This window comes from Mesorhizobium sp. M0626 (assembly GCF_040320665.1).
Taxonomy (GTDB): Bacteria; Pseudomonadota; Alphaproteobacteria; order Rhizobiales; family Rhizobiaceae; genus Mesorhizobium.
Window position 1 is genome coordinate 213,485 of the sequence record NZ_JAMYQD010000009.1, and the last position, 22,159, is coordinate 235,643.

The 22,159-nt window shown below is 63.5% G+C and carries 23 protein-coding genes; 20 read left to right on the plus strand and 3 right to left on the minus strand.

The window, feature by feature from the left end:
* The first annotated feature begins 64 nt into the window (after window positions 1-64).
* From hisB to NKI37_RS13690, 12 genes are all read left to right on the plus strand, one after another.
* On the plus strand, window positions 65-664 hold the full coding sequence (hisB, locus tag NKI37_RS13635; protein WP_023727853.1) for an imidazoleglycerol-phosphate dehydratase HisB: 600 nt from the start codon (window positions 65-67) through the stop codon (window positions 662-664).
* 4 nt (window positions 665-668) lie between these two features.
* Window positions 669-1,145 (plus strand): DUF2628 domain-containing protein, encoded by a 477-nt coding sequence (locus NKI37_RS13640; protein ID WP_352789305.1) that lies wholly within the window; start codon window positions 669-671, stop codon window positions 1,143-1,145.
* Window position 1,146: 1 nt separating this feature from the next.
* Window positions 1,147-1,797 carry an imidazole glycerol phosphate synthase subunit HisH gene (gene hisH / locus NKI37_RS13645; RefSeq protein WP_023672319.1) on the plus strand — a complete coding sequence of 217 codons (651 nt, stop codon included), beginning with the start codon at window positions 1,147-1,149 and terminating at the stop codon, window positions 1,795-1,797.
* A 1-nt stretch (window position 1,798) separates the two neighbouring features.
* Window positions 1,799-2,089, plus strand: a complete 291-nt coding sequence (locus NKI37_RS13650) for a DUF1330 domain-containing protein (protein ID WP_352789308.1) — start codon at window positions 1,799-1,801, stop codon at window positions 2,087-2,089.
* A 3-nt stretch (window positions 2,090-2,092) separates the two neighbouring features.
* A complete protein-coding gene (gene hisA, locus NKI37_RS13655; RefSeq protein WP_023672317.1) occupies window positions 2,093-2,839 on the plus strand; it encodes a 1-(5-phosphoribosyl)-5-[(5-phosphoribosylamino)methylideneamino]imidazole-4-carboxamide isomerase in 747 nt (248 codons plus the stop codon).
* Window positions 2,836-3,672, plus strand: a complete 837-nt coding sequence (locus NKI37_RS13660; RefSeq protein ID WP_352789310.1) for an arginase family protein — start codon at window positions 2,836-2,838, stop codon at window positions 3,670-3,672. The genes hisA and NKI37_RS13660 overlap by 4 nt, the downstream gene beginning before the upstream one ends.
* Window positions 3,669-4,475: an imidazole glycerol phosphate synthase subunit HisF gene (gene hisF, locus NKI37_RS13665; RefSeq protein ID WP_023687423.1), complete on the plus strand. Its 807-nt coding sequence runs from the start codon at window positions 3,669-3,671 to the stop codon at window positions 4,473-4,475. The genes NKI37_RS13660 and hisF overlap by 4 nt, the downstream gene beginning before the upstream one ends.
* A gap of 8 nt (window positions 4,476-4,483) precedes the next feature.
* Window positions 4,484-4,807: a phosphoribosyl-ATP diphosphatase gene (locus NKI37_RS13670; RefSeq protein ID WP_023681408.1), complete on the plus strand. Its 324-nt coding sequence runs from the start codon at window positions 4,484-4,486 to the stop codon at window positions 4,805-4,807.
* A gap of 132 nt (window positions 4,808-4,939) precedes the next feature.
* Window positions 4,940-5,899, plus strand: coding sequence for a type I pantothenate kinase (gene coaA / locus NKI37_RS13675; RefSeq protein WP_023672313.1), 960 nt, complete (start codon window positions 4,940-4,942; stop codon window positions 5,897-5,899).
* Window positions 5,900-5,971: 72 nt separating this feature from the next.
* Window positions 5,972-7,009, plus strand: coding sequence for a glycosyltransferase family 2 protein (locus NKI37_RS13680; protein ID WP_352669697.1), 1,038 nt, complete (start codon window positions 5,972-5,974; stop codon window positions 7,007-7,009).
* A 2-nt stretch (window positions 7,010-7,011) separates the two neighbouring features.
* Complete coding sequence (locus NKI37_RS13685) at window positions 7,012-7,461, plus strand: GtrA family protein (RefSeq protein WP_352789325.1); 450 nt, start codon at window positions 7,012-7,014, stop codon at window positions 7,459-7,461.
* On the plus strand, window positions 7,458-9,032 hold the full coding sequence (locus tag NKI37_RS13690; protein WP_352789311.1) for a hypothetical protein: 1,575 nt from the start codon (window positions 7,458-7,460) through the stop codon (window positions 9,030-9,032). The genes NKI37_RS13685 and NKI37_RS13690 overlap by 4 nt, the downstream gene beginning before the upstream one ends.
* On the opposite strand, the gene NKI37_RS13695 is transcribed toward NKI37_RS13690, so the two are convergent.
* The 3 genes from NKI37_RS13695 to NKI37_RS13705 form a co-directional block, all read right to left on the minus strand.
* Window positions 8,995-9,627 carry an alpha-ketoglutarate-dependent dioxygenase AlkB family protein gene (locus NKI37_RS13695; protein ID WP_352789314.1) on the minus strand — a complete coding sequence of 211 codons (633 nt, stop codon included), beginning with the start codon at window positions 9,625-9,627 and terminating at the stop codon, window positions 8,995-8,997. The two genes, NKI37_RS13690 and NKI37_RS13695, sit on opposite strands and share 38 nt — an antisense overlap.
* A 153-nt stretch (window positions 9,628-9,780) precedes the next feature.
* On the minus strand, window positions 9,781-10,215 hold the full coding sequence (gene arfB, locus NKI37_RS13700; RefSeq protein WP_023672309.1) for an alternative ribosome rescue aminoacyl-tRNA hydrolase ArfB: 435 nt from the start codon (window positions 10,213-10,215) through the stop codon (window positions 9,781-9,783).
* Window positions 10,216-10,301: 86 nt separating this feature from the next.
* Window positions 10,302-11,912, minus strand: a complete 1,611-nt coding sequence (locus NKI37_RS13705; protein WP_023672308.1) for a phosphoenolpyruvate carboxykinase — start codon at window positions 11,910-11,912, stop codon at window positions 10,302-10,304.
* A gap of 346 nt (window positions 11,913-12,258) precedes the next feature.
* Between NKI37_RS13705 and NKI37_RS13710 the strand changes: the two genes are divergently transcribed.
* The 8 genes from NKI37_RS13710 to tsaE all read left to right on the plus strand — a co-directional run bounded on the left by NKI37_RS13710 (window position 12,259) and on the right by tsaE (window position 22,153).
* Complete coding sequence (locus tag NKI37_RS13710) at window positions 12,259-12,960, plus strand: response regulator transcription factor (RefSeq protein ID WP_010912942.1); 702 nt, start codon at window positions 12,259-12,261, stop codon at window positions 12,958-12,960.
* An 84-nt stretch (window positions 12,961-13,044) separates the two neighbouring features.
* Entirely contained in the window at window positions 13,045-14,826 is a 1,782-nt protein-coding gene (locus NKI37_RS13715) for a sensor histidine kinase (protein ID WP_023672307.1), read from the plus strand.
* A 12-nt stretch (window positions 14,827-14,838) separates the two neighbouring features.
* Window positions 14,839-15,300 (plus strand): HPr kinase/phosphorylase, encoded by a 462-nt coding sequence (locus tag NKI37_RS13720; RefSeq protein ID WP_023672306.1) that lies wholly within the window; start codon window positions 14,839-14,841, stop codon window positions 15,298-15,300.
* A 164-nt stretch (window positions 15,301-15,464) separates the two neighbouring features.
* Complete coding sequence (locus NKI37_RS13725; RefSeq protein ID WP_023672304.1) at window positions 15,465-15,866, plus strand: PTS sugar transporter subunit IIA; 402 nt, start codon at window positions 15,465-15,467, stop codon at window positions 15,864-15,866.
* Window positions 15,863-16,153 (plus strand): HPr family phosphocarrier protein, encoded by a 291-nt coding sequence (locus NKI37_RS13730; protein ID WP_023672303.1) that lies wholly within the window; start codon window positions 15,863-15,865, stop codon window positions 16,151-16,153. The genes NKI37_RS13725 and NKI37_RS13730 overlap by 4 nt, the downstream gene beginning before the upstream one ends.
* A 206-nt stretch (window positions 16,154-16,359) precedes the next feature.
* On the plus strand, window positions 16,360-17,760 hold the full coding sequence (gene ahcY / locus NKI37_RS13735) for an adenosylhomocysteinase (protein ID WP_023681401.1): 1,401 nt from the start codon (window positions 16,360-16,362) through the stop codon (window positions 17,758-17,760).
* A gap of 308 nt (window positions 17,761-18,068) precedes the next feature.
* Window positions 18,069-20,633 (plus strand): sensor histidine kinase, encoded by a 2,565-nt coding sequence (locus NKI37_RS13740; protein WP_023672300.1) that lies wholly within the window; start codon window positions 18,069-18,071, stop codon window positions 20,631-20,633.
* 8 nt (window positions 20,634-20,641) lie between these two features.
* Window positions 20,642-22,153: a tRNA (adenosine(37)-N6)-threonylcarbamoyltransferase complex ATPase subunit type 1 TsaE gene (tsaE, locus tag NKI37_RS13745; RefSeq protein ID WP_023672299.1), complete on the plus strand. Its 1,512-nt coding sequence runs from the start codon at window positions 20,642-20,644 to the stop codon at window positions 22,151-22,153.
* Window positions 22,154-22,159 lie beyond the last annotated feature (6 nt).

Below are 22,159 nucleotides of genomic sequence, written 5' to 3' on the forward strand. Positions count from 1 at the left end.
TTCAAGCAAATGACAGCTTGGAACCCCGTCTTGAGTTTCGAACCCCTCAGCCAAGGACAAGGTCATGGCGTCCCGTTCCGCCGAAGTCAGCCGCAAGACCAAGGAAACCGAGATCAGTGTCTCGGTCCATGTCGACGGCACCGGAAAATCCGACATGTCGAGCGGCGTCGGCTTCTTCGACCATATGCTGGACCAGCTGTCGCGCCACTCGCTGATCGACATGACGGTGAAGGCGAAGGGCGACCTGCACATTGACGACCACCACACGGTCGAGGACACCGGCATTGCGATCGGCCAGGCGCTGGCCAAGGCGCTGGGCGAGCGGCGCGGCATCATGCGCTACGCCTCTGTCGACCTTGCCATGGACGAGACGCTGACGCGGGCCGCGATCGACGTGTCGGGCCGTCCGTTCCTGGTCTGGAATGTCGCCTTCTCGTCGCCCAAGATCGGCACGTTCGACACCGAACTGGTGCGTGAATTCTTCCAGGCGCTGGCGCAGAATGCCGGTATCACGCTGCATGTCACCAATCATTATGGCGCCAACAATCACCATATTGCCGAGACCTGCTTCAAGGCGGTGGCGCGCGCGCTGCGTTTCGCACTGGAGCGCGACCCGCGCCAGCCGGAAGCGGTTCCCTCCACCAAGGGATCTCTGAAAGGGTAGGCTGATGGCCATCTATGTCGTGATGGAACCGCCAGGCCGCACCGAGGCGGCCGACGCAACCGTTTTGGTCCGCGACGGTTTTTCCTGGCTGGCTTTCCTGGTGGCGCCGCTGTGGCTCGCCTGGCACAGGCTGTGGATCGAGGCGGCGCTCGCCTTCGTCGCCATGGGGCTCATCTCGGTGCTCGGCCAATGGCTGGGACTGGACTGGGCCGGCTCCGCAATGTCTTTACTGGTCTCGCTCTATATCGGGCTGGAAGGCCAAGGGCTGCGGATCGCAGCGCTGCGCCGCCGCGGCTGGCATGAATGGGGCGTCGTCGAAGCCGACAATCCTGACGATGCCGACATCCGCCAGACACTGGACGCCCAGGCGCTTGCCGACGAGCCGGCGCCGCTGCCGCGCATCGTGCCGGACGCCAGCCTGGCCCGGCCGACGCAGACCGGGCTGACGCTGGGCCTGAGCCATACGCCGGGAAAAGCCTGAGATGCGGGTTGCCATCATCGATTACGGGTCGGGCAATCTGCGCTCGGCCACCAAGGCCTTCGAGCGCGCCGCGCATGAAGCCGGCATTGCCGCTGCCATTGAGCTAACCGCCGACGCCGAGCGGGTGCGCAGCGCCGACCGAATCGTTTTGCCCGGCGTCGGCGCCTATGCCGATTGCGCGGCGGGCCTGCGCGGCGTCGCCGGCATGTGGGAAGCGGTGGAAGAGGTAGCGATCGCCAAGGCGCGGCCGTTCCTCGGCATCTGCGTCGGCATGCAGCTGATGTCGCAGCGCGGCCTGGAAAAGACCGTGACCAAGGGCTTCGGCTGGATTGCCGGCGACGTCAAGGAGATCACGCCCGCCGATCCGGCACTGAAGATCCCGCAAATCGGCTGGAACACCATCGATCTGGAGCGCAAGCACCCGCTGTTTTCGGGTATTGCGACCGGGCCTAAGGGTCTGCACGCCTATTTCGTTCATTCCTACCATCTCGACGCGACAAGGCCGGACGAAGTGCTGGCCGTCGCCGATTATGGCGGCCCGGTAACGGCGGCGGTCGCGCGCGGTAACCTTGCCGGCACGCAATTCCATCCGGAAAAGAGCCAGGCGCTCGGCCTGGCACTGATCACCAACTTCCTGCGCTGGAGGCCTTGAGATGAGCAAGAAGGGCTACCGGATGGCGATGGTCGATGTGACCGATCCGGAAAACTATCCGAAATACATCGCCGCCAACAAAGCGGCGTTCGACAAATACGGCGCGAAATTCCTGACGCGAGGCGGTCAGTCGTCAAGCCCGGAAGGGCCATCCGGCAATCGCCATGTGATCGTCGAGTTCGAAAGCTACGAGGTCGCGCTGGCTTGCTTCCATTCTCCCGAATACCAGGCAGCGCTGAAATTCCGGCGCGCTTATTCGACCTCGCATTTCGCCATTGTGGAAGGGGTCTGAACGGTGATCCTGTTTCCGGCCATCGACCTCAAGGACGGCAAGTGCGTGCGGCTGAAGCACGGCGATATGGCGACCGCGACCATCTACAATGACGACCCTGCGGCCCAGGCCAAGGCCTTCGAAGAGCAAGGGTTTGAATGGCTGCATGTCGTCGACCTCAACGGCGCCTTCAAGGGCCAGAGCGTCAACAGCGCGGCGGTCGGCGCCATCCTCAAGGCGACGAAAAACCCGGTGCAGCTCGGCGGCGGCATCCGCACGCTGGCGCAGATCGAGGACTGGCTCGACCGCGGGCTGGCCCGCGTCATCCTCGGCACGGTGGCGGTGCGCGATCCCGACCTGGTCCGGGAAGCCTGCAAGGAATTTCCTGGAAAGATCGCCGTGGGCATCGACGCCAAGGGCGGCAAGGTGGCGGTCGAAGGCTGGGCCGAGGCTTCCAGCCTCGGCGTCATCGAACTGGCGCAGAAATTCGAAGGCGCCGGCGTTGCCGCCATCATCTACACCGACATCGACCGAGACGGCGTTCTGACCGGCATCAACTGGGATGCCACGATCGATCTCGCCGACGCGGTCTCGATCCCGGTCATCGCCTCGGGCGGGCTGGCTTCGATCGCCGACATCGTGCGCATGACCATGCCCGACGCGAAGAAACTGGAAGGCGCCATCTCCGGCCGCGCGCTCTATGACGGGCGTATCGACCCGGCCGAGGCGCTTGCGGTGCTGCAGGGCAAGGCGATGGAGACCCGGCCGTGAAAATCTCCATCATCCTGGCATCCTATGACAGTGGCCACTATCACGGCGGCATGGGCCGAGGCCCGGATGCACTCGTCGCCGGCGGGCTTGTCGACGCGCTGACGCTCTCCGGGCATGACGTCGTCGTCACCGATATCGGCAGGGTTGGCGACGAACAGCAGCGCGAGATCGCCACCGGCTTTGCCGTGTGCGGTGCCCTCTCCGGCGAGGTCCGCATCGCCATAGACCGCGGCCGGTTTCCCATCGTGCTGGCCGGCAATTGCCTGACATCGGCCGGTGCGGTTGCCGGCGAGGATGCCGATGCGATCATCTGGGCCGACCAGCATGGCGATCTCAACACCCCGGAGACGTCCATCTTCGGCTTTCTCGATGGCATGGCGCTGGCCACGGTTCTCGGCCTGTGCTGGAAGCCGATGGCCTTGGCCATCCCCGGCTTCAGGCCGATCGATCCGGCGCGCTGCGTGCTGGTCAACGCACGCGATCTCGATCCGGCCGAAACGGAGCTGTTGAAGACGTTGCCGGTCATCCGCACCGAATGCCCGGACTGGGCCACGGCGTGCGGCAGGCTGAAGGCGCCGGATGCGAAGCGGGTGCACCTGCATCTCGATCTCGACGTGCACGACCCCGGGGCGCTGCAGGCCAACCGTTACACCACGCCCGGCGGCCCGGAGCCGAAACAGCTGCGCCAGGCTGTCTGCGGCATGGCCGGCCTGCTGCCGATTTCCGGCATCACCATTTCCGCCTACGATCCGGCGTTCGATGCGCAGGCCGAGGTTCCGCCGCTGGTCGGCGAACTGCTCAGCGAGTTGCTGGCGACGATGGAGAAGGGCTGATGCTGAAGGCCCGAGTCATCCCTTGCCTCGACGTCAAGAACGGCCGCGTCGTCAAGGGCGTCAATTTCGTCGACCTCATCGATGCCGGTGATCCGGTCGAGGCGGCCAAAGCCTATGACGCGGCCGGCGCTGACGAGCTTTGCTTTCTCGATATCACCGCGTCGTCCGACAACCGTGAAACCATCTTCGACGTCGTCGCCCGCACCGCCGAACAATGCTTCATGCCGCTGACCGTCGGCGGCGGCGTGCGCCAGGTGGCCGATATTCGCAAACTGTTGCTGGCCGGCGCCGACAAGGTGTCGATCAACACTGCGGCGGTGAAGAACCCCGATTTCGTCGCGGAAGCCGCCGACAAGTTCGGCAACCAGTGCATTGTCGTCGCCATCGACGCCAAGAAGGTGTCGGCACCCAATGAAGCCGACCGCTGGGAGATCTTCACCCATGGCGGCCGTGAAAAGACCGGCATCGATGCGGTCGAGTTTGCGCGAAAAATGGTCGATCGCGGCGCCGGCGAGATTCTTTTGACCTCGATGGACCGTGACGGCACCAAGGCCGGTTACGACATTGCGCTGACCCGCGCGATAGCGGATGCGGTGCGCGCGCCGGTGATCGCGTCGGGCGGCGTCGGCACGCTCGATCATCTGGTCGAGGGCATTCGCGACGGCCATGCCGGCGCCGTGCTCGCCGCCTCGATCTTCCATTTCGGCACTTACACGATTACGGAAGCCAAGGCGCATATGGCCGAGGCCGGGCTGCCGATGCGGCTGGACTATCCGGTTCAATCCACTCCACAAAGGCTGTAGGCTGCGCCATGGCTGAATTTTCGCTGTCCGATCTGGAAACGATCATTGGCGAACGCGCCCGTTCCGGGGACCCGGACTCGTGGACGGCAAAACTGTTCGCCAAAGGCATCGACAAGGCGGCGCAGAAGCTTGGTGAAGAGGCAGTCGAGACCGTCATTGCCGCCGTCAAGGGCGACGAGAAAGCCCTCGTTTCCGAAAGTGCCGATCTCATATATCATTGGCTCGTCGTGCTTGGCATGGCCGGCGTTTCGCTGGGCGAGGTGCTGAAGGAGCTTGAGGGCCGCACCGGCCGTTCGGGCGTCACTGAAAAGGCATCCCGGCCGAAAGGCTGACCGCTAGAGCCGGATGATTTCGGGCCGAGGCCTTAAATCTGAATCCGTCTCTCAATTGATAGAGGGAGCATGATGTCGCTCGAAAACCGCTTCACACTTTTCGGCATCATGCTCTAGAGGGCAGGAAACTCGATGGACCAGCTCGCTCCGACCGAGAAATATTCCCCCTATCGTTTCTTCTCGGCCGAGCAATGGTCGAACTTCCGCGCCGACACGCCGATGACGCTGGGCGAAGACGAGATCAACCGTCTGCGCTCGTTGAACGATCCGGTCGACCTGGAAGAAGTCAAGCGCATCTATCTGTCGCTCTCGCGGCTGCTTTCGGCGCATGTCGAGGCCAGCCAGTTGCTGTTTCGCCAGCGCCAGGCCTTCTTCAACGCGCTGGATGTGGTCAAGACACCGTTCATCATCGGCATTGCCGGTTCGGTTGCGGTCGGCAAATCGACCACGGCGCGCGTGCTGAAGGAGCTTCTGGCGCGCTGGCCGTCGAGCCCCAAGGTCGATCTCATCACTACCGACGGGTTCCTGCTGCCCAACAAGGTGTTGCGACGAGACAATCTGATGGAGCGCAAGGGCTTTCCCGACAGCTACGATGTCGGTGCGCTGCTGCGTTTCCTCTCGGGCATCAAGTCGGCGCAGCGCAATGTCCGCGCGCCCGTCTATTCGCATTTGACCTATGACGTCATTCCCGGCGAGTTCGTCACCATCGACCGGCCAGACATTCTGATCTTCGAAGGCATCAACGTTCTGCAACCCGGCAAATTGCCGAAGGACGGCAAGATAGTGCCGTTCCTGTCGGATTTCTTCGATTTCGCCATTTATATCGACGCCGACGAAAAGCTGATCCACCAATGGTACATCGCCCGCTTCATGCGCCTGCGCGAGACGGCCTTCCGCAATCCGGACTCCTTCTTCCACCGCTATTCGCAGCTTTCGGAAGACGCCGCGCGTGCCATTGCGGAAGGCTTGTGGGCCAACATCAACCTGAAAAACCTGCGCGAGAACATCGTGCCGACACGAGCGCGGGCCGACCTCATCCTGCGCAAGGGCGCCAATCATCTGGTCGAGGAAGTGGCGCTCAGGAAACTGTGACGACTGGGTTAACGGCGCCTTAGGCAATCCCGGCTAGTTTTTGCTGCAATTCCAGCGGGTCGGGAGCAAGCGGTGATCAATGCGAGCGATGCCGGGGGCCGCCAAGCCCCGGTCTATTCCCTGGTCATTCCGATCTTTAACGAGGAAGCGGTGCTACCGCTGCTGGTGCGGCGGATCCGCATGCTGCTGGACGCGCTGGACGGCCGTGCCGAAGCGATTTTCATCGACGATGGCAGCCGCGACACCAGCCTCATCTTCCTGCGCGGCATGGTTGCCGAGGACGACCGCTTCCGGCTGATCGAGCTGTCGCGCAATTTCGGCCACCAGATCGCCATCACGGCCGGCATGGATGCTGCCGCCGGGGACGCCGTCATCGTCATGGATGCCGACCTGCAGGACCCGCCGGAGGTGGTGCTCGATCTCGTCGCCAAGTGGAAAGAAGGCTACGAAATCGTCTATGCGCGGCGCATCCGGCGCGAGGGCGAAACCTGGTTCAAGCGGGTCAGCGCCAATCTGTTCTATCGCGCGCTCGAGCAGATGACCTCCGTCAGCATTCCGCGCGATGTCGGCGATTTCCGCCTCGTCGGCCGCAAGGCGCTCGAGACTTTCAAACGCATGCCCGAGCGTGACCGCTTCGTGCGCGGCATGTTCGGCTGGATGGGTTTCAAGCAGACCGCCGTGCCGTTCGAGAGGCCGACGCGGGCAGCAGGCGAAACCAAATATCCGTTCTGGAAGATGGTGCGGCTGGCCGTGCACGGTATCATCAGCTTTTCCGACAAGCCGCTGCGGCTGGCGCTGTGGGCGGGTCTGGCCATTTCCGGCCTCGCCGCCCTGCTTGGGCTCTACGCGGTGTTTTCCTGGCTTTTTGTCAGCGGCGTCGTCCATGGCTGGACATCGACGGTGGTGATCATTTCCTTCCTGTCAGGCATCAATCTGCTGATGACCGGCGTCATCGGCCTTTATGTTGGCGGCATTCATGCCGAGGTGAAACGGCGGCCGCTTTACGTCGTCGACCGGCTGACCGGCTTCGAGGAAGCGATCGCCGCCATCAGCAATTCCCAGGCGTCGAAAAAGACGCCGCCCGCGACGCACGAACGCCGGTTCGGTTGACTGTGCGCCAGGCGGTCAACGATCCTTTGCCCGGCTACCGGTTCTGTTCATGGGCCATGCGCCGTTCGGAGCCGGCGCGAATCCTGCGGTTTGCTGCAATCGGCGGCGTATCGACCCTGATCTACGCCGTGCTGACCTTGGCCCTTTCGGCTCTGCATGGCTTTGGCAGGCCTGCGACAATCGCCTCGGTCGCTGGCTATGGCGCCGGCGCGGTGTTCTCCTATTGCGGGCATCGCTTCGTGACGTTCATGTCGGACGGCTCGATTGGCTTCGAGATCGTCCGCTTCGCCTGCGCCACGGCGATCGGGTTTCTGCTCTCGGTCGGGCTGGCCATGATCCTTACCGACGTAGCTGGACTGCCGCCATTGGTGCCAGTGGCAATCGCTTCCATCCTGGTTCCGATCCTGAACTTCATTATCCTGCGCAAATTCGTCTTCGTGGCGGCCCGATGAGTACGGAGATCCGCACTTCGCTCATCGAGAGATCCGCCCTGACTTCGGCCCAGGGCAGCTCGCGAACGCTGCCACCGACCAGGGTCATCTGCCTGCTCGTGCTGGTGGCGGCCGTGCCCTGGCAGATGCGCTGGGGCGTCATACCCGACACCAGTTGGGCAATCACCATGTCCGAGAAGGTGCTTGCCGGCTCACGGCTCTATGTGGATCTCTTCGAGGTCAATCCGCCGTTCACGCCGTGGATGTTCATGCCGGCCGTGGCCTTGGCGCACGCTCTCGGCATTTCGCCGGAAGTCGTCATTCATCTCTATGCCTATACGATCTGCCTGCTGGGTCTCGGCATTGCCGCGCGGATCGCTAGATTGGCCGGCTTTGCCGAGAACCATGTGCTGTTCTCGATGCTGCCGCTGTTTCTGGCACTGCTGATCATTCTTCCGGGCAACGCTTTCAGCGAGCGGGAACATCTGGGCATCGCCCTGTTTCTGCCGTTGCTGGTGTTGATGGCTTGGCGCGCCGCGCCGACGGAAGGGCGCACGCCGAGCTTGTCGATAGCGGCATTGGCCGGCCTTTGTGGCAGCGTCCTGGTGCTGGTGAAACCCTATTATGCGCTGATGGTGCTGGTTCCGGCGCTGTACGTGGCCTTTCAGCGCCGGTCGATCTGGTCGCTCTTCCGCATCGAATACTGGGTAATCGGCTTGGTCTGCGTCGCCTATCTCGTCGCCGTGCTGTACTTTTATCCAGAGTTCCTCAACACCATCTATCCGGTGCTGACCGACACCTATATGCGGCTGCGGGTGGTGCAAGCGCTGTTGGTCAAGTATGCACCAGCCTATCTCATCGCTCTCTACATGTTGCGCTCGCTTCGGCCGGGCCTCGCCCTGTCGCCGATGATCGTGGTGTTCGTCCTGGCGTCATTGGCCGCCACCGTGCCTCTCGTCTACCAGGCCAAGGGCTGGCCCTATCATGCATTCCCGGCGATCAGCCTGATAGCGGCGGCGTTGCTACTCAGAGCCATCCAGATTGACCCGGCGAGGCAATCGCTATCGGGCATGGGGCTGGCGCGGATGCTTTTGCTTGCCGCCACCATTTTGGCCAATGCTGTCCCCTTCTGGCCCAGCCAGAAGCCCAGCGCCGATTTCGTCGCGACGATAAATGCCGCGGTAGACCATCCGAAGGTCGCGCTCATAGGTTCGGACATTGCGGCGGGCCATCCGCTGACGCGAATGGTCGGCGGGAGCTGGATCTCGACGTACTGCAGCGATTGGCTCGGGGGATTTGCTACCTATTTCGCGAAGGTCGAGGCGCAAAGCGGCAACGAGGCGGGGGCCGAACACTACAAGCGGATCACCGATCGCTACATCGATGACAAGCTTGCCCAACTCGAAACCAACCAGCCATCGCTGGTCATTGTGCAGAAGGAGGACATCTTGTGGCTGACCGAGCTTTCCGGCCGGCAGGATTTCGTCCGCTTCATGCAACACTATCGCCAGATCGCGGAGGACGATACGTTGAGGGTCCTTGTTCGCGACGACTTTAGCCGGGCTCCGTCACCCGCCGCAGCGTCAGATTGATCCGGCCGCCATTTTTCAGCAGCGCCGAGGTCCACGGATAGATGCGGTCGACGCCGTGGAAGCAGAGCCGGCCTTCGCCGCCGAGCACGACGACGTCGCCGCTTTTCAGGCGGAACGATTTGGTACCGCCGTCGCGTGTGGCCCCCCTGCCCGTCACTTGGCCGACCCGGAACAGGCAATCGTCGCCAAGTGACACCGAGACCACTGGGGCCGAGAAATCGGCTTCGTCGCGATCCTGGTGCAGACCCATTTTGGCGTCCTGCGTATAGAAATTGACCAGGCAGGCCTCCGGCGGATTCGGATAGGCGGCGACCTCCCGCCACAATTGCAGCAGCGCGTCCGGGATCGGCGGCCATGGCTCTCCGGTGAGTGGGTGCGTTGGCTGGTAGCGATAGCCCAGCTCCTTGTCGGTGACCCAGCCGAGCGTGCCGCAATTGGTCATGCGCACGCTCATCTCCTTGCCGGTCCGCGGCATCGCCGGCACGTACAGCGGCGCCCGCTGTACAATGGTCCTCACCTCTTCGACCAGCGCTTCCTGCGCCGCGCGGGACAGATAACCAGGCATGTGGCGGACGCCTTTGGGCAGAACGAGCATGACTTCGCCTCCGGTTGATACTGAAACCATGCCACCGCCAATCAGAAACGGCGACCCGAAAGCCACCGTTGTCGGCCTCCCTTTCTGTGGCAATGGTGAAACCTTGCGGCTGCGGCAGGGGAGGCCGCTTTATGCACGCAGTCGGCGCGGTCCTTAGTCGTTCTCTACCCGGCCGCGCAGCTTTTTGATCGTGCCGCGCCCTGCCTTGCTTTGCAGCCGCCGCTCCACCGAGCCTTTCGACGGCCTGGTCTTCTTGCGCGGCGGCGGCGGCGGTTCCGCGGCCTTGGCGACCAGCGCCGTCAGCCTTGCCCGGGCATCGGCCCGGTTCTGCTCCTGGGTGCGGAAGCGGCCGGCCTCGATGACGATGACGCCGTCCTTGGTGGCGCGCTGGCCGGCGAGCTTGATCGTGCGCGCGCGCACGCGTTCGGACAGGCCAGCCGCATTGGCGGCGTCGAAGCGCAATTGGACGGCGGTCGCCACCTTGTTGACGTTCTGGCCGCCGGGACCCGACGAGCGGATGAAATCCTCGTGCAGGTCGCCCGGATGGATTACGGCTTCGTCTGATATGATGATGTCGTCGATAGGCATGCCGCAGTCATGGCGCGGCGGACCAAAAAAGAAAAGGCCCGATCGAGATCGCGCCTTTCAAGGATGCTTCGGTGAAGACGCCTCGACTATTCCGCAGCTTCCTGCAGGCGGGGTGCTGCGCCGAGCACGACGGCATCGACATGGCTCTCGAATTTCTCGAAGTTGACGGCGAACATGCCGACCAATCGCGCTGCCTGCCGGTCATAGGCTGCCTTGTCGGCCCAGGTCGAACGCGGGTCGAGAATGGCGCTGTCGACGCCAGGCACAGCAACCGGCACCTCGAAGCCGAAATTGGCGTCGGTGCGGAAACCGGACGCCTTCAACGAACCGTCAAGCGCTGCGGCCAGCAAGGCGCGCGTCGCCTTGATCGGCATGCGCTTGCCGGTGCCGTAGGCGCCGCCGGTCCAGCCGGTGTTGACCAGCCAGCAATCGGCGCCGTGGCGGGCGATCAGCTCGCGCAGCAGATTGCCGTATTCCTTGGGGTGGCGCGGCATGAACGGGGCGCCGAAGCAGGTCGAGAAAGTCGCTTCCGGCTCGGTAACGCCCTTCTCGGTGCCGGCCACCTTGGCGGTGTAGCCGGAGAGGAAGTGGTACATCGCCTGCGCCGGGGTCAGCCGGGCGATCGGCGGCATGATGCCGAAGGCATCGGCGGTCAGCATGATGATGTTTTTCGGGTGGCTGGCCCGTCCGCTCTTCGAGGCATTGGGGATGAAATCCAGCGGATAGGCGCAGCGCGTGTTTTCGGTGAGCCGGCCGTCGTTGAAGTCCGGCACGCGGTCGGCGTCGAGCACGACATTTTCCAGCACCGTGCCGAAACGCTGCGTGGTGGCGAAAATCTCCGGCTCGGCCTCGGCCGACAGCCGGATCGTCTTGGCGTAGCAGCCGCCTTCGAAGTTGAAGATGCCGTGCGGTCCCCAGCCGTGCTCGTCGTCGCCGATGAGCGTACGTGACGGATCGGCCGACAGCGTCGTCTTGCCCGTCCCGGAAAGCCCGAAGAAGATCGCTGCGTCGCCGCCCGGGCCCTCATTGGCCGAGCAGTGCATCGGCATGACGCCCTTTTCCGGCAGCAGATAGTTGAGCATGGTGAACACCGACTTCTTCATCTCGCCGGCATAGGAAGTGCCGCCGATGAGCACGATCTTGCGGGTGAGATCGACCGCAATCACCGTTTCGGTGCGGCTGCCGTGACGGGCCGGATCGGCGCGGAAGGACGGCAGGTCGATGATCGTCATCTCCGGCACGAAATCCTCGAGCTCGGCGGCCTGCGGGCGGATCAAAAGATTGCGGATGAACAGCGAGTGCCAGGCGAATTCGGTGATGACCCGCGTCGGCAGCTTCAGCTCGGCATCGGCGCCGCCGACGAGGTCCTGCACATAGAGATCGCTATTCGCGGCGTGGACAAGGAAATCGGCGAGCAGCATTTCGAACTGGCCCGCCGAAATCGCCTTGTTGTTGTCCCACCAGACATGGGGCTCGGTGGCGCCATCGCGGACGACAAACTTGTCCTTGGGCGAGCGGCCAGTGTGCTGGCCGGTCTCGGCAAGCAGCGCGCCGCCGGCGGTCAACCGGGCCTCGCCACGACGGATCGCTGCCTCATAAAGGGCGGCCGCACCAAAATTATAATGCACCGTGCCGGTGGTTTTCAGGCCGATACGATCGATCGCGCAAGCAGAATTGCGTTTGCCGACTTCCGACATCAAGGGTCCCTTCTTCTGGATTCGCCGCACTTTGCCGGCGCGTTTCCGGCGAGCCCGCGTTAGGGGCTGAGACGGTGAGAACCAGAAAACTCGAATGATATCAAATCATTAATCGATTTAAAAATTTTGAAAGTTGTTTAAATCGTTTATATGTGCAAAAAATCACGGTGGTTGCCCAAAGGATTGGCACACAGTGTTCGTCCAACCCGTGTAGAGGTTCCGATGGGGCCGCCGGCAAGCCGTCCGCGACAGCGGGTGGAGCCTGTGCCACATTTTGTACCTAATTTGTCCTGCAAAAGCCCCTTCTCTAAGACAGAAGGGACAGCTCATGAGGGAGCCGCTTGAAATGGCAACAATCGCGCTTGTCGATGACGACCGCAACATTCTGACATCGGTGTCGATCGCCCTCGAGTCCGAGGGGTATCGCGTCGAGACCTACACGGATGGTGCGTCGGCGCTGGAAGGCCTGGCGGCGCGGCCGCCGAATCTCGCCATCCTCGACATCAAGATGCCGCGCATGGACGGCATGGAGCTGTTGCGCCGGATGCGGCAGAAGTCCGACCTACCGGTGATCTTCCTGACCTCGAAGGACGATGAGATCGATGAGCTTTTCGGCCTCAAGATGGGCGCCGACGATTTCATCCGCAAACCGTTCTCGCAGCGCCTGCTGGTCGAGCGGGTGCGCGCCGTGCTGCGCCGCGCCAGCGCCCGCGAAGCTGCGGCAAAGGCGCCCAGCCAGCAGGCCCGTTCGCTGGAACGCGGCCAGCTGGTCATGGACCAGGAACGCCATACCTGCACCTGGAAGGGCGAGCCGGTGACGCTGACGGTCACCGAATTTCTCATCCTGCACTCGCTGGCGCAGCGCCCCGGCGTGGTAAAAAGCCGTGATGCGCTGATGGATTCGGCCTATGATGAGCAGGTCTATGTCGACGACCGCACCATCGATAGCCACATCAAGCGGCTGCGCAAGAAGTTCAAGGCCGTCGATGACGACTTCGAAATGATCGAAACCCTTTACGGAGTCGGATACCGGTTCCGCGAAGCTTGAGTTGATGCATGTCGCCCAAAAGTGGTCGCGTTTTTGGGACGACGACATGCATAAAACCAAAGACTAGGCGGGAGCTGCTATTCGATGGCAGTGGATGTACAGCGGAGCAGACGAACGAGCGCTGTCAGGCGGTCGCGGATTCTGCCCGCATTCCTGTCGAGGTTGACGGTGCCGATGCGCCGCTTCCTCGGCCACCACATCTTTTCCAGCCTGACCCGGCGCATCCTGTTCCTCAACCTGGCCGGCCTCGCCGTGCTGGTCACCGGCATCCTCTATCTCAACACCTTCCGCGACGGGCTGATCGACGCCCGCGTCGAAAGCCTGATGACGCAGGGCGAGATCATCGCCGGCGCCATTGCCGCGTCGGCAACGGTCGAGACCGATTCGATCAGCATCGATCCGGAAAAACTGCTCGAACTGCAGGCCGGTGAAAGCCTGGGGCCGGGCTCAGACCAGCTCGACAATCTGGATTTCCCGATCAATCCCGAGCGCGTCGCGCCGGTGCTGCGGCGGCTGATTTCGCCGACGCGCACCCGGGCCCGCATCTATGACCGCGACGCCAATCTGCTGCTCGATTCGCGCCATCTCTATTCGCGCGGCCAGATCCTGCGCTACGACCTGCCGCCGGTCGAGGACGAGCAGCCGGATATGCTGGAGCGCGTGCAGAAATTCGTCTTCGACTTCTTCCGCAACAAGGACCTGCCCGTCTACCATGAGCAGCCCGGCGGCAACGGTGCGGCCTTCCCGGAAGTGGTCAAGGCGCTGACCGGCAGTCCATCGACGATCGTGCGGGTGAGCGAACAAGGCGAGCAGATCGTTTCGGTGGCGGTGCCGATCCAGCGCTTCCGCGCCGTTCTCGGCGTGCTGATGCTGTCGACGGAAGGCGGCGACATCGACAAGATCGTCGCCGCCGAGCGCAAGGCTATTTTGCGCGTGTTCGGCATCGCCGCCCTGGTCACCGCCATCCTGTCGATGCTGCTCGCATCCACCATCGCCAATCCGCTGCGCCGGCTATCGGCGGCGGCAGTGCGGGTGCGGCGCGGCGTCAAGAGCCGCGAGGAGATCCCCGACTTTTCCGACCGCCAGGACGAGATCGGCAATTTGTCGGTCGCGGTGCGCGACATGACCAATGCGCTCTATGCCCGCATCGAGGCGATCGAAAGCTTCGCCGCCGATGTCTCGCACGAGCTGAAGAACCCGCTGACCTCGCTGCGCAGCGCGGTGGAGACCTTGCCGCTGGCCAAGAACGACAATTCACGCGGCAGGCTGATGGAGATCATCCAGCACGATGTCCGGCGTCTCGACCGGCTGATCACCGACATTTCCGATGCCTCGCGCCTCGACGCCGAACTGGCGCGTGAGGATGCCGCCACGGTCGATTTGAAGAAATTCATTACCGATCTCGTCGCCGTGTCGCGCGAAGCGACGCGCAACAAAAAGGCTGTCGAGATCGAATTCAAGGCCGCCAAGCTGCCGCAAGGCGTCAAAGGCTATTTCGTCACCGGCCATGATCTGAGGATCGGCCAGGTCATCACCAATCTGATCGAGAATGCCCGCTCCTTCGTGCCGGAGGACCACGGCCATATCGCCATTTCCCTGGCACGCTCGGGCAAGGTCAACATCGTCACCGTCGACGACAACGGCCCCGGAATCCGCGCCGACGCCATCGACCGCATCTTCGAGCGCTTCTACACCGACCGCCCGGCGGGCGAGGCGTTCGGCCAGAATTCGGGGCTTGGCCTGTCGATATCCAGGCAGATCGTCGAAGCCCATGGCGGCACGCTGACCGCCGAGAACATCCCCGGCACCAAGCCCGGCGACATCAAGGGCGCGCGCTTCGTCGTTACGCTGCCGGCCGAAGGCTGATCGCGGCTGCGCATGCCCGATCCCACCGCGGAACCCGAGAACATCCATGCCACCGCAGTCCTGATTGGCGAGCGGGGCGTCCTGATCACCGGGCCGTCCGGCTCGGGCAAGACAACGCTGGCGCTGGCGCTCATCGACCATTTCAGCCGGCTCGGGCTGTTTGCGCGGCTGATCGGCGACGACCAGCTGTTTGTCGCGGCGCGTTTCGGGCGGCTGGTCTGCCATGCGCCCGCCAGCATTGCCGGCCTCGCAGAGGTGCCCGGACTTGGTCCGAAGCCGCTTTTGTTCCAACCTGTGGGAGTCATCGACCTTACGATCCAGCTGGTTGCCGCTAACGCTGTGGAGCGTTTCCAGGAAGAGTCGAGCGCGACCATTGCCGGCTGTGTGGTGCCGCGCATCGACCTCGTTCAGCGCAACGTCACTGCGGCTTTGCCGGCGGTAATGGCGCGGCTGGCGATTGCGCCTTTCGTATGATCCGCCGCCGGTTTTTTGCTGCAATGCGTCAAATTGGCCATGGCCGACGCAATTTTGGGCTTGTCAACGCGCCGCGCGTCGACAAGATAGCGCTCCCGCCGCCTGGGATGGCCGGCGAGCATAAAAAGCGCCTGTGAAGCGGCGATGACGGGAGCCACCATAGAATGATCGGACTCGTGCTTGTAACGCACGGTCAACTGGCCGCCGAGTTCCGCCATGCCGTGGAACATGTCGTGGGGCCACAAGACAATTTCGAAACCGTGGCAATCGGCGCCGATGACGATATGGAGCAGCGTCGGCGCGATATCGTCGACGCCGTCGGCCGCGTCGACACCGGGACCGGGGTCATCGTTCTGACCGATATGTTCGGCGGCACGCCTTCCAACCTCGCCATTTCGGTGATGGAATCCGGTCGCACCGAGGTCATCGCCGGCATGAACCTGCCGATGCTGATCAAGCTGTCGTCGATCCGCAAGGGCGACAACATGGCGACCGCGCTCGACGAGGCGCAGGCCGCGGGGCGCAAATACATCAATGTCGCAAGTCAGCTGCTGAGCAGCAAATGAACGCGCTGTCGCCCGGTGAGATCGTGCGCGAGTTCCCGATCGTCAACCAGCGCGGCCTGCATGCGCGCGCCTCGGCGAAGTTCGTCCAGGTCGCCAGCGGCTTCGACGCCACCGTCCATGTCGAGAAGGATGGTCTCAAGGTCGGCGGCACCTCGATCATGGGGCTGATGATGCTGGCGGCGAGCCCCGGTTATTCGATCCGCGTCACCGCCAGCGGCGCTGAAGCCGCAGCGGCGATGGACGCGCTGGAGCAGCTGGTCGCCTCGCGCTTCGGCGAAGAGTGCTGAAGTTTTTGCTTTGAACGCCGTTGTCCCAAAACCGCGGGATACTTTGGGCGGCATGCATCCCCGTAAAACACATACGCGCATAAAGATTTCTTTATATCCCATTGTCGTCTTGGCGGCGATCTGCTAGTCAGGCCGGCATTCCGCGCCCTTCGACGCGCCGTGTGGCGCAGGCGCATTCTGAAGACAAATCACACCGGAGCACTGCCATGACAGGTAGCAAGGACTATGTGGTCGCCGACATCTCGCTTGCCGGCTGGGGCCGCAAGGAACTCGATATCGCCGAAACCGAAATGCCGGGCCTGATGGCCTGCCGCGAGGAATTCGGCGACAAGAAGCCGTTGAAAGGTGCGCGCATCACCGGCTCGCTGCACATGACCATCCAGACTGCGGTGCTGATCGAGACGCTGAAGGCGCTTGGCGCCGATATCCGCTGGGCCTCGTGCAACATCTTCTCGACCCAGGACCATGCGGCCGCAGCCATCGCCGAGGCCGGCATCCCGGTGTTCGCCGTCAAGGGCGAGTCGCTCGAGGAGTATTGGGACTACACCGACAGGATCTTCCAGTGGGCCGATGGCGGCCTCTCCAACATGATCCTCGACGATGGCGGCGACGCCACGATGTACATACTGATCGGCGCCCGCGCCGAGGCCGGCGAGGACGTGCTGTCCAACCCGCAGAGCGAGGAAGAGGAATACTTCTACGCCCAGGTCAAGAAGCGCCTGAAGGCCTCGCCCGGCTTCTTCACCAAGCAGAAGGAAGCCATTCGCGGCGTCACCGAAGAGACGACGACGGGCGTCAACCGGCTCTACCAGCTGCAGAAGAAGGGCCTGCTGCCGTTCCCCGCGATCAACGTCAACGACTCGGTCACCAAGTCGAAGTTCGACAACAAATATGGCTGCAAGGAATCGCTGGTCGACGGCATCCGCCGCGGCACCGACACCATGATGGCCGGCAAGGTTGCGGTCGTCTGCGGCTATGGCGACGTCGGCAAGGGCTCGTCGGCTTCGCTCAAGGGCGCCGGCGCCCGCGTCAAGGTCACCGAAGTCGATCCGATCTGCGCGCTGCAAGCGGCGATGGACGGCTTTGAAGTCGTCACGCTGGAAGATGCCGCACCGACCGCCGACATCGTCATCACCACCACCGGCAACAAGGATGTCGTCACCCTCGACCACATGCGCTCGATGAAGGACATGGTGATCGTCGGCAATATCGGCCACTTCGACAATGAGATCCAGGTCGCGTCGCTGCGCAACCTGCAATGGACCAACGTCAAGCCGCAGGTCGACATGATAACCTTCCCGGACGGCAAGCGGATGATCCTGCTGTCCGAGGGGCGCCTGCTCAACCTCGGCAACGCGACCGGTCATCCGAGCTTCGTGATGTCGGCTTCGTTCACCAATCAGGTGCTGGCGCAGATCGAGCTCTACACCAAGCCCGGCCAGTACCAGAACCAGGTCTATGTGCTGCCCAAGCACCTCGACGAGAAGGTGGCGCGTCTGCATCTCGACAAGCTTGGAGCCCGCTTGACCGAACTTTCCGGCGAACAGGCCGCCTATATCGGCGTGACCCCGCAGGGTCCGTTCAAGCCGGAACACTACCGCTATTAGCCAAAGCGGCGTTTACCACTAGATATTGAAGCCGGGCGATTGACTTTTCGCCCGGCTTCTTTTTTGCGCGGATGATTCTTCACGCCGATTCCAGCACGCGCTATTGTGCTGATTCGTGGGCCGGGGACGAGGCCGGCGTACGCATCGAGAGCATGATTCGAACCGAAGGACCGCGTCAGCGAAAAGTGGGAAGCGGTTTTCGGAAAAGATCATGCCCTTTAGAAAAGAGTTAGGTCAGAAGGGCGTTTCCATCAAACGTGATCCTGATCTGGGCGGTCTTGCATTCAGGCGGCGAAGAGGACCAAGGCATGCCGGGGGAAAACCCGCCTCGCGCGGGATCGGCCGTTTCCGGCGGCCATGACGATTCCGATAGCAATGGCTCCGTCACGACAGGCGGTGGCCTGAAGAGGCGCGTTGGCGCCCGCACCGCCGGCTTTCTTGCCACCTCAGCTCTTGCCGGCCCGCTCACCTCGTTTGCCGCCCATGCCGAGCCGGCCATTGCGCAGAAGGCCGGACTGTCGGTCAGCGCGGTCGAAGTCATCCAGCTCGCCATGTTCGTCGGCGTCATGGGCGCGGCACTGGTCTCGGCCATCTTCCTGATCCGCGAAAGAGCCCGCACCTCGGCGCAGAATGTCGAACTCAGAGCCCGCATTGCCGACATCAATGCGGCGCTGCAGCGCTCCGAGGCGCTGCTCAATCTGCGTGACCAGCGCGTCATCGTCTGGGCGTCGGAGAACAAGAAGCCGGAGCTGATCGGCACGCTGCCGCTGGAAAGCGGTGCGCCGGACGACCGTGCAGCCTTCCTCGCCTTCGGCCGCTGGCTGATGCCGCGCTCGGCGGCGGCGCTCGAAAATGCCGTCGCTGGTCTGCGCGAGAAAGCGAAACCCTTTGATCTCGTGATCGAATCGCAGGCCGGGGCGCCGCTTGAAGTGCATGGCCGCAAGAGCGCCGCGCATGTGCTGGTGCGCTTCGTCTCGCTGTCGGAAACTCAGAGGAGCCAAGCCAGGCTGAAGATCGAGAACCAGCGGCTGGCCGCCGACTACGAGACCATGATCGGCCTGCTCGACGCCTTGCCGATGCCGGCCTGGCTGCGCGCCACCGACGGGCGGCTGAAATGGGTCAACCGTGCCTATGCCGGAGCGGTCGAGGCACCGAACGCCGAGACCGCGGTGCGCGAAGCCAAGGAATTCCTCGGCGCCCAGGCGCGCGAACAGATCGCCGCGCAGCACAAATCGCGCCCGATCTTCGAACAGACGCTGTCGACGGTGATCGAGGGCGACCGCCGGGTGTTCGCCGTCACCGACTTCGCCGGTGCCGACGGCTCGGCCGGTCTTGCCTGCGACACCAGCGCCACCGAAACCATTCGCGGCGAATATGAGCGCACGGTGCGCAGCCATGCCGACACGCTCGACCAGCTCAACACGGCGGTGGCGATCTTCGATGCCAACGAGAAGTTGCGCTTCTTCAACCAGGCGTTCCAGAAACTGTGGGGGCTGGACCCGGGCTTCCTGCACAGCGCGCCCGACAATGCGCTGCTGCTCGACCGGCTGCGCAGCGAAGGCAAGATCGCCGAGCAGCCGGAATGGCGGCGCTGGAAAGAAGGCCTGCTTGGCGCCTACCGCGCGGTGGAATCGCAAGAGCATTGGTGGCATCTGCCCGACGGCAAGACCATCCGCGTGGTGGCCAACCCGCAGCCGAAGGGCGGCGTGACCTGGGTGTTCGAGAACCTGACCGAGAAGATGGACCTCGAAAGCCGCTACCAGACGGCGGTGCGGGTCCAGGGCGAAACGCTCGACAATCTGGCCGAAGGCGTCGCCGTGTTCGGTCCCGATGGGCGGCTGCGCCTGTCGAACCCGGCCTTTGTCGCGCTGTGGGGACTGAGCCAGGATGTGATCAAGCCCAACGTCCATGTCTCGGCGATCCGCGATCTCAGCGACCAGCGCGCCGTCGACAGCCCGTGGGGCGGGTTCGTCGCCGCCATCACCGGTTTCGACGACGAGCGCCGCGACCGCCATGGCCAGACCGAACTGAAGAACGGCACAGTGCTCAGCTACGCCGTCATCCCGCTGCCCAACGGCCAGGTGATGATGACCTTTGTGGACGTCACCGACAGCGTCAATGTCGAGCGCGCGCTGAAGGACAAGAACGAAGCGCTGCAGAAATCCGACCAGCTGAAGAACGAGTTCGTGCAGCACGTCTCCTACGAGCTGCGCTCGCCGCTGACCAACATCATCGGCTTCACCGAGCTTCTGTCGCTGCCGGCGACCGGGCCGCTCAGCCCAAAGCAGCGCGAATATGTCGAGCATGTCGGCTCGTCATCCTCGGTGCTGCTCACCATCGTCAACGACATACTCGACCTCGCCACCGTCGACGCCGGCATCATGCAGCTCGACATTTCGGAAGTAAGCGTCGAGCGCACCATCGAGGCCGCGGCCGAACTGGTCGCCGACCGGCTGCAAGAGCATTCGATCAAGCTCCGGATCGACGCCGCTGCGGCGCCGAAGAGTTTTCACGGCGACGAGACCCGGGTTCGCCAGATCCTCTACAATCTGCTCAGCAACGCCGCCAATTACGCGCCGGAGGCGAGCACTATCACGCTTGCCTGCCGGCATTTGGAGCAAGGTGTGGAATTCTCCGTCCATGACAACGGCCCCGGCATGCCGCCGGACCTGCTCGATTCGGTGTTCCGCCGCTTCGAGCCGCGCACCAATGGCGGGCGCCGGCGCGGTGCGGGCTTAGGCCTGTCGATCGTCAAGAGCTTTGTCGAGCTGCACGGCGGCAGCGTGCGCATCGAGACCGGCAAGGACAAGGGCACCACCGTCATCTGCACCTTCCCCGATGCACCGTCGGGCATCCGCGCCGCGGCCGAGTAGCGCGCTCGATGACCGTTGTTGTGCTGGAGCGTTTTCTCGCCGACGAGGCTGCGACCGCAAGGCTCGGCGAAGACCTGGCCATGGCGCTGCGGCCGGGCGACGTGCTGGCGCTCAAGGGCGATCTCGGCGCCGGCAAGTCGACGCTGGCGCGGGCCCTGATCAGGGCGCTGGCCGATGATGCCGGCCTCGATGTGCCGAGCCCTACCTTCACCTTGGTGCAAAGCTACGACACGCGCATCCCCGTGCACCATTTCGATCTCTATCGCCTGTCCTCGGCCGGCGAGATGGACGAGCTGGGTTTCGACGAGGCGCTGCTGCAGGGCGCTGCCCTTGTCGAGTGGCCGGAACGGGCGGAGGCCGCTCTTCCGAGAACGTCGATCTGGATCGAACTCGTCCATCAGGACGAAGGACGATTGGCGAAACTATCGGGCCAAGGCGTTGCCTTCGAACGCGTGGCCCGATCGCTGGCGATGCGCGATTTCCTCAAAACGGCCGGTTGGGGCGACGCCGCGCGGCGCCATTTCGTCGGCGACGCCTCGGCGCGCTCTTACGAGATTGTTTCGCTCGCCGGCCTTGCGCCGCGCGTGCTGATGAATTCGCCAAGGCTGGTGCTGGGGCCGCCGGTGCGCGACGGCAAGCCCTATGCCGTGATCGCCCACACGGCGCAGTCGGTCACCGCTTTCGTCGCCATCGACAAGGCGCTGCTGGCGCAAGGTGTCAGTGTCCCAAAAATCCATGCCGAGGATCTCGAACGGGGCTTTCTGCTGCTGGAGCATCTGGGCTCGGAAGGTTTTCTCGACGGCAATGATGAGCCGGTGGCCGAGCGCTACGCGGCAGCGGCCGAATTGCTGGCGATGATGCATGGGAAGACCTGGCCGCAGCGCATGGAGGCCGTGCCGGGCGTCTTCCACGAGGTGCCGCCCTTCGATCGCGCCGCCATGCTGATCGAAGCCGATCTCTTGGTCGATTGGTATGTGCCGATGGTGACCGGCAGCCCGGCAAGCGAGGCTTTACGCGCCGGCTATCACAGGGAATGGAACGCGGTTCTCGATCGGCTGGACACACAGGAATACACGCTGATGCTGCGCGACTTCCATTCGCCCAACATCATCTGGCGCGGTGACCGCAAAGGCCACGACCGGCTGGGCATCGTCGATGTCCAGGACGCGCTGATGGGTCCGGCGGCCTATGACGTTGCGTCGCTGGCCATGGATGCCCGCGTCACCGTTTCGCCCGATATTGAGCAGCGGACCGTGGACGCCTATGTCGCTGCGCGCCACGCCGCCGGCGGCTTCGATGAGGACGCCTTCCGCGCGGCCTATGCGATCATGGCGGCGCAGCGCAATTCGAAGATCCTCGGCATTTTCGTGCGGCTCGAAAAGCGCGACGGCAAGCCCTATTATCTCCGACACCTGCCGCGCATCCGCGATTATCTCAGGCGGGCGCTGGCGCACCCGGCGCTGGCTCAGTTGAAGGAGTTTTACATGGCACATGGCCTGCTGGAGGAACGGCTCCCGTGACCTTGA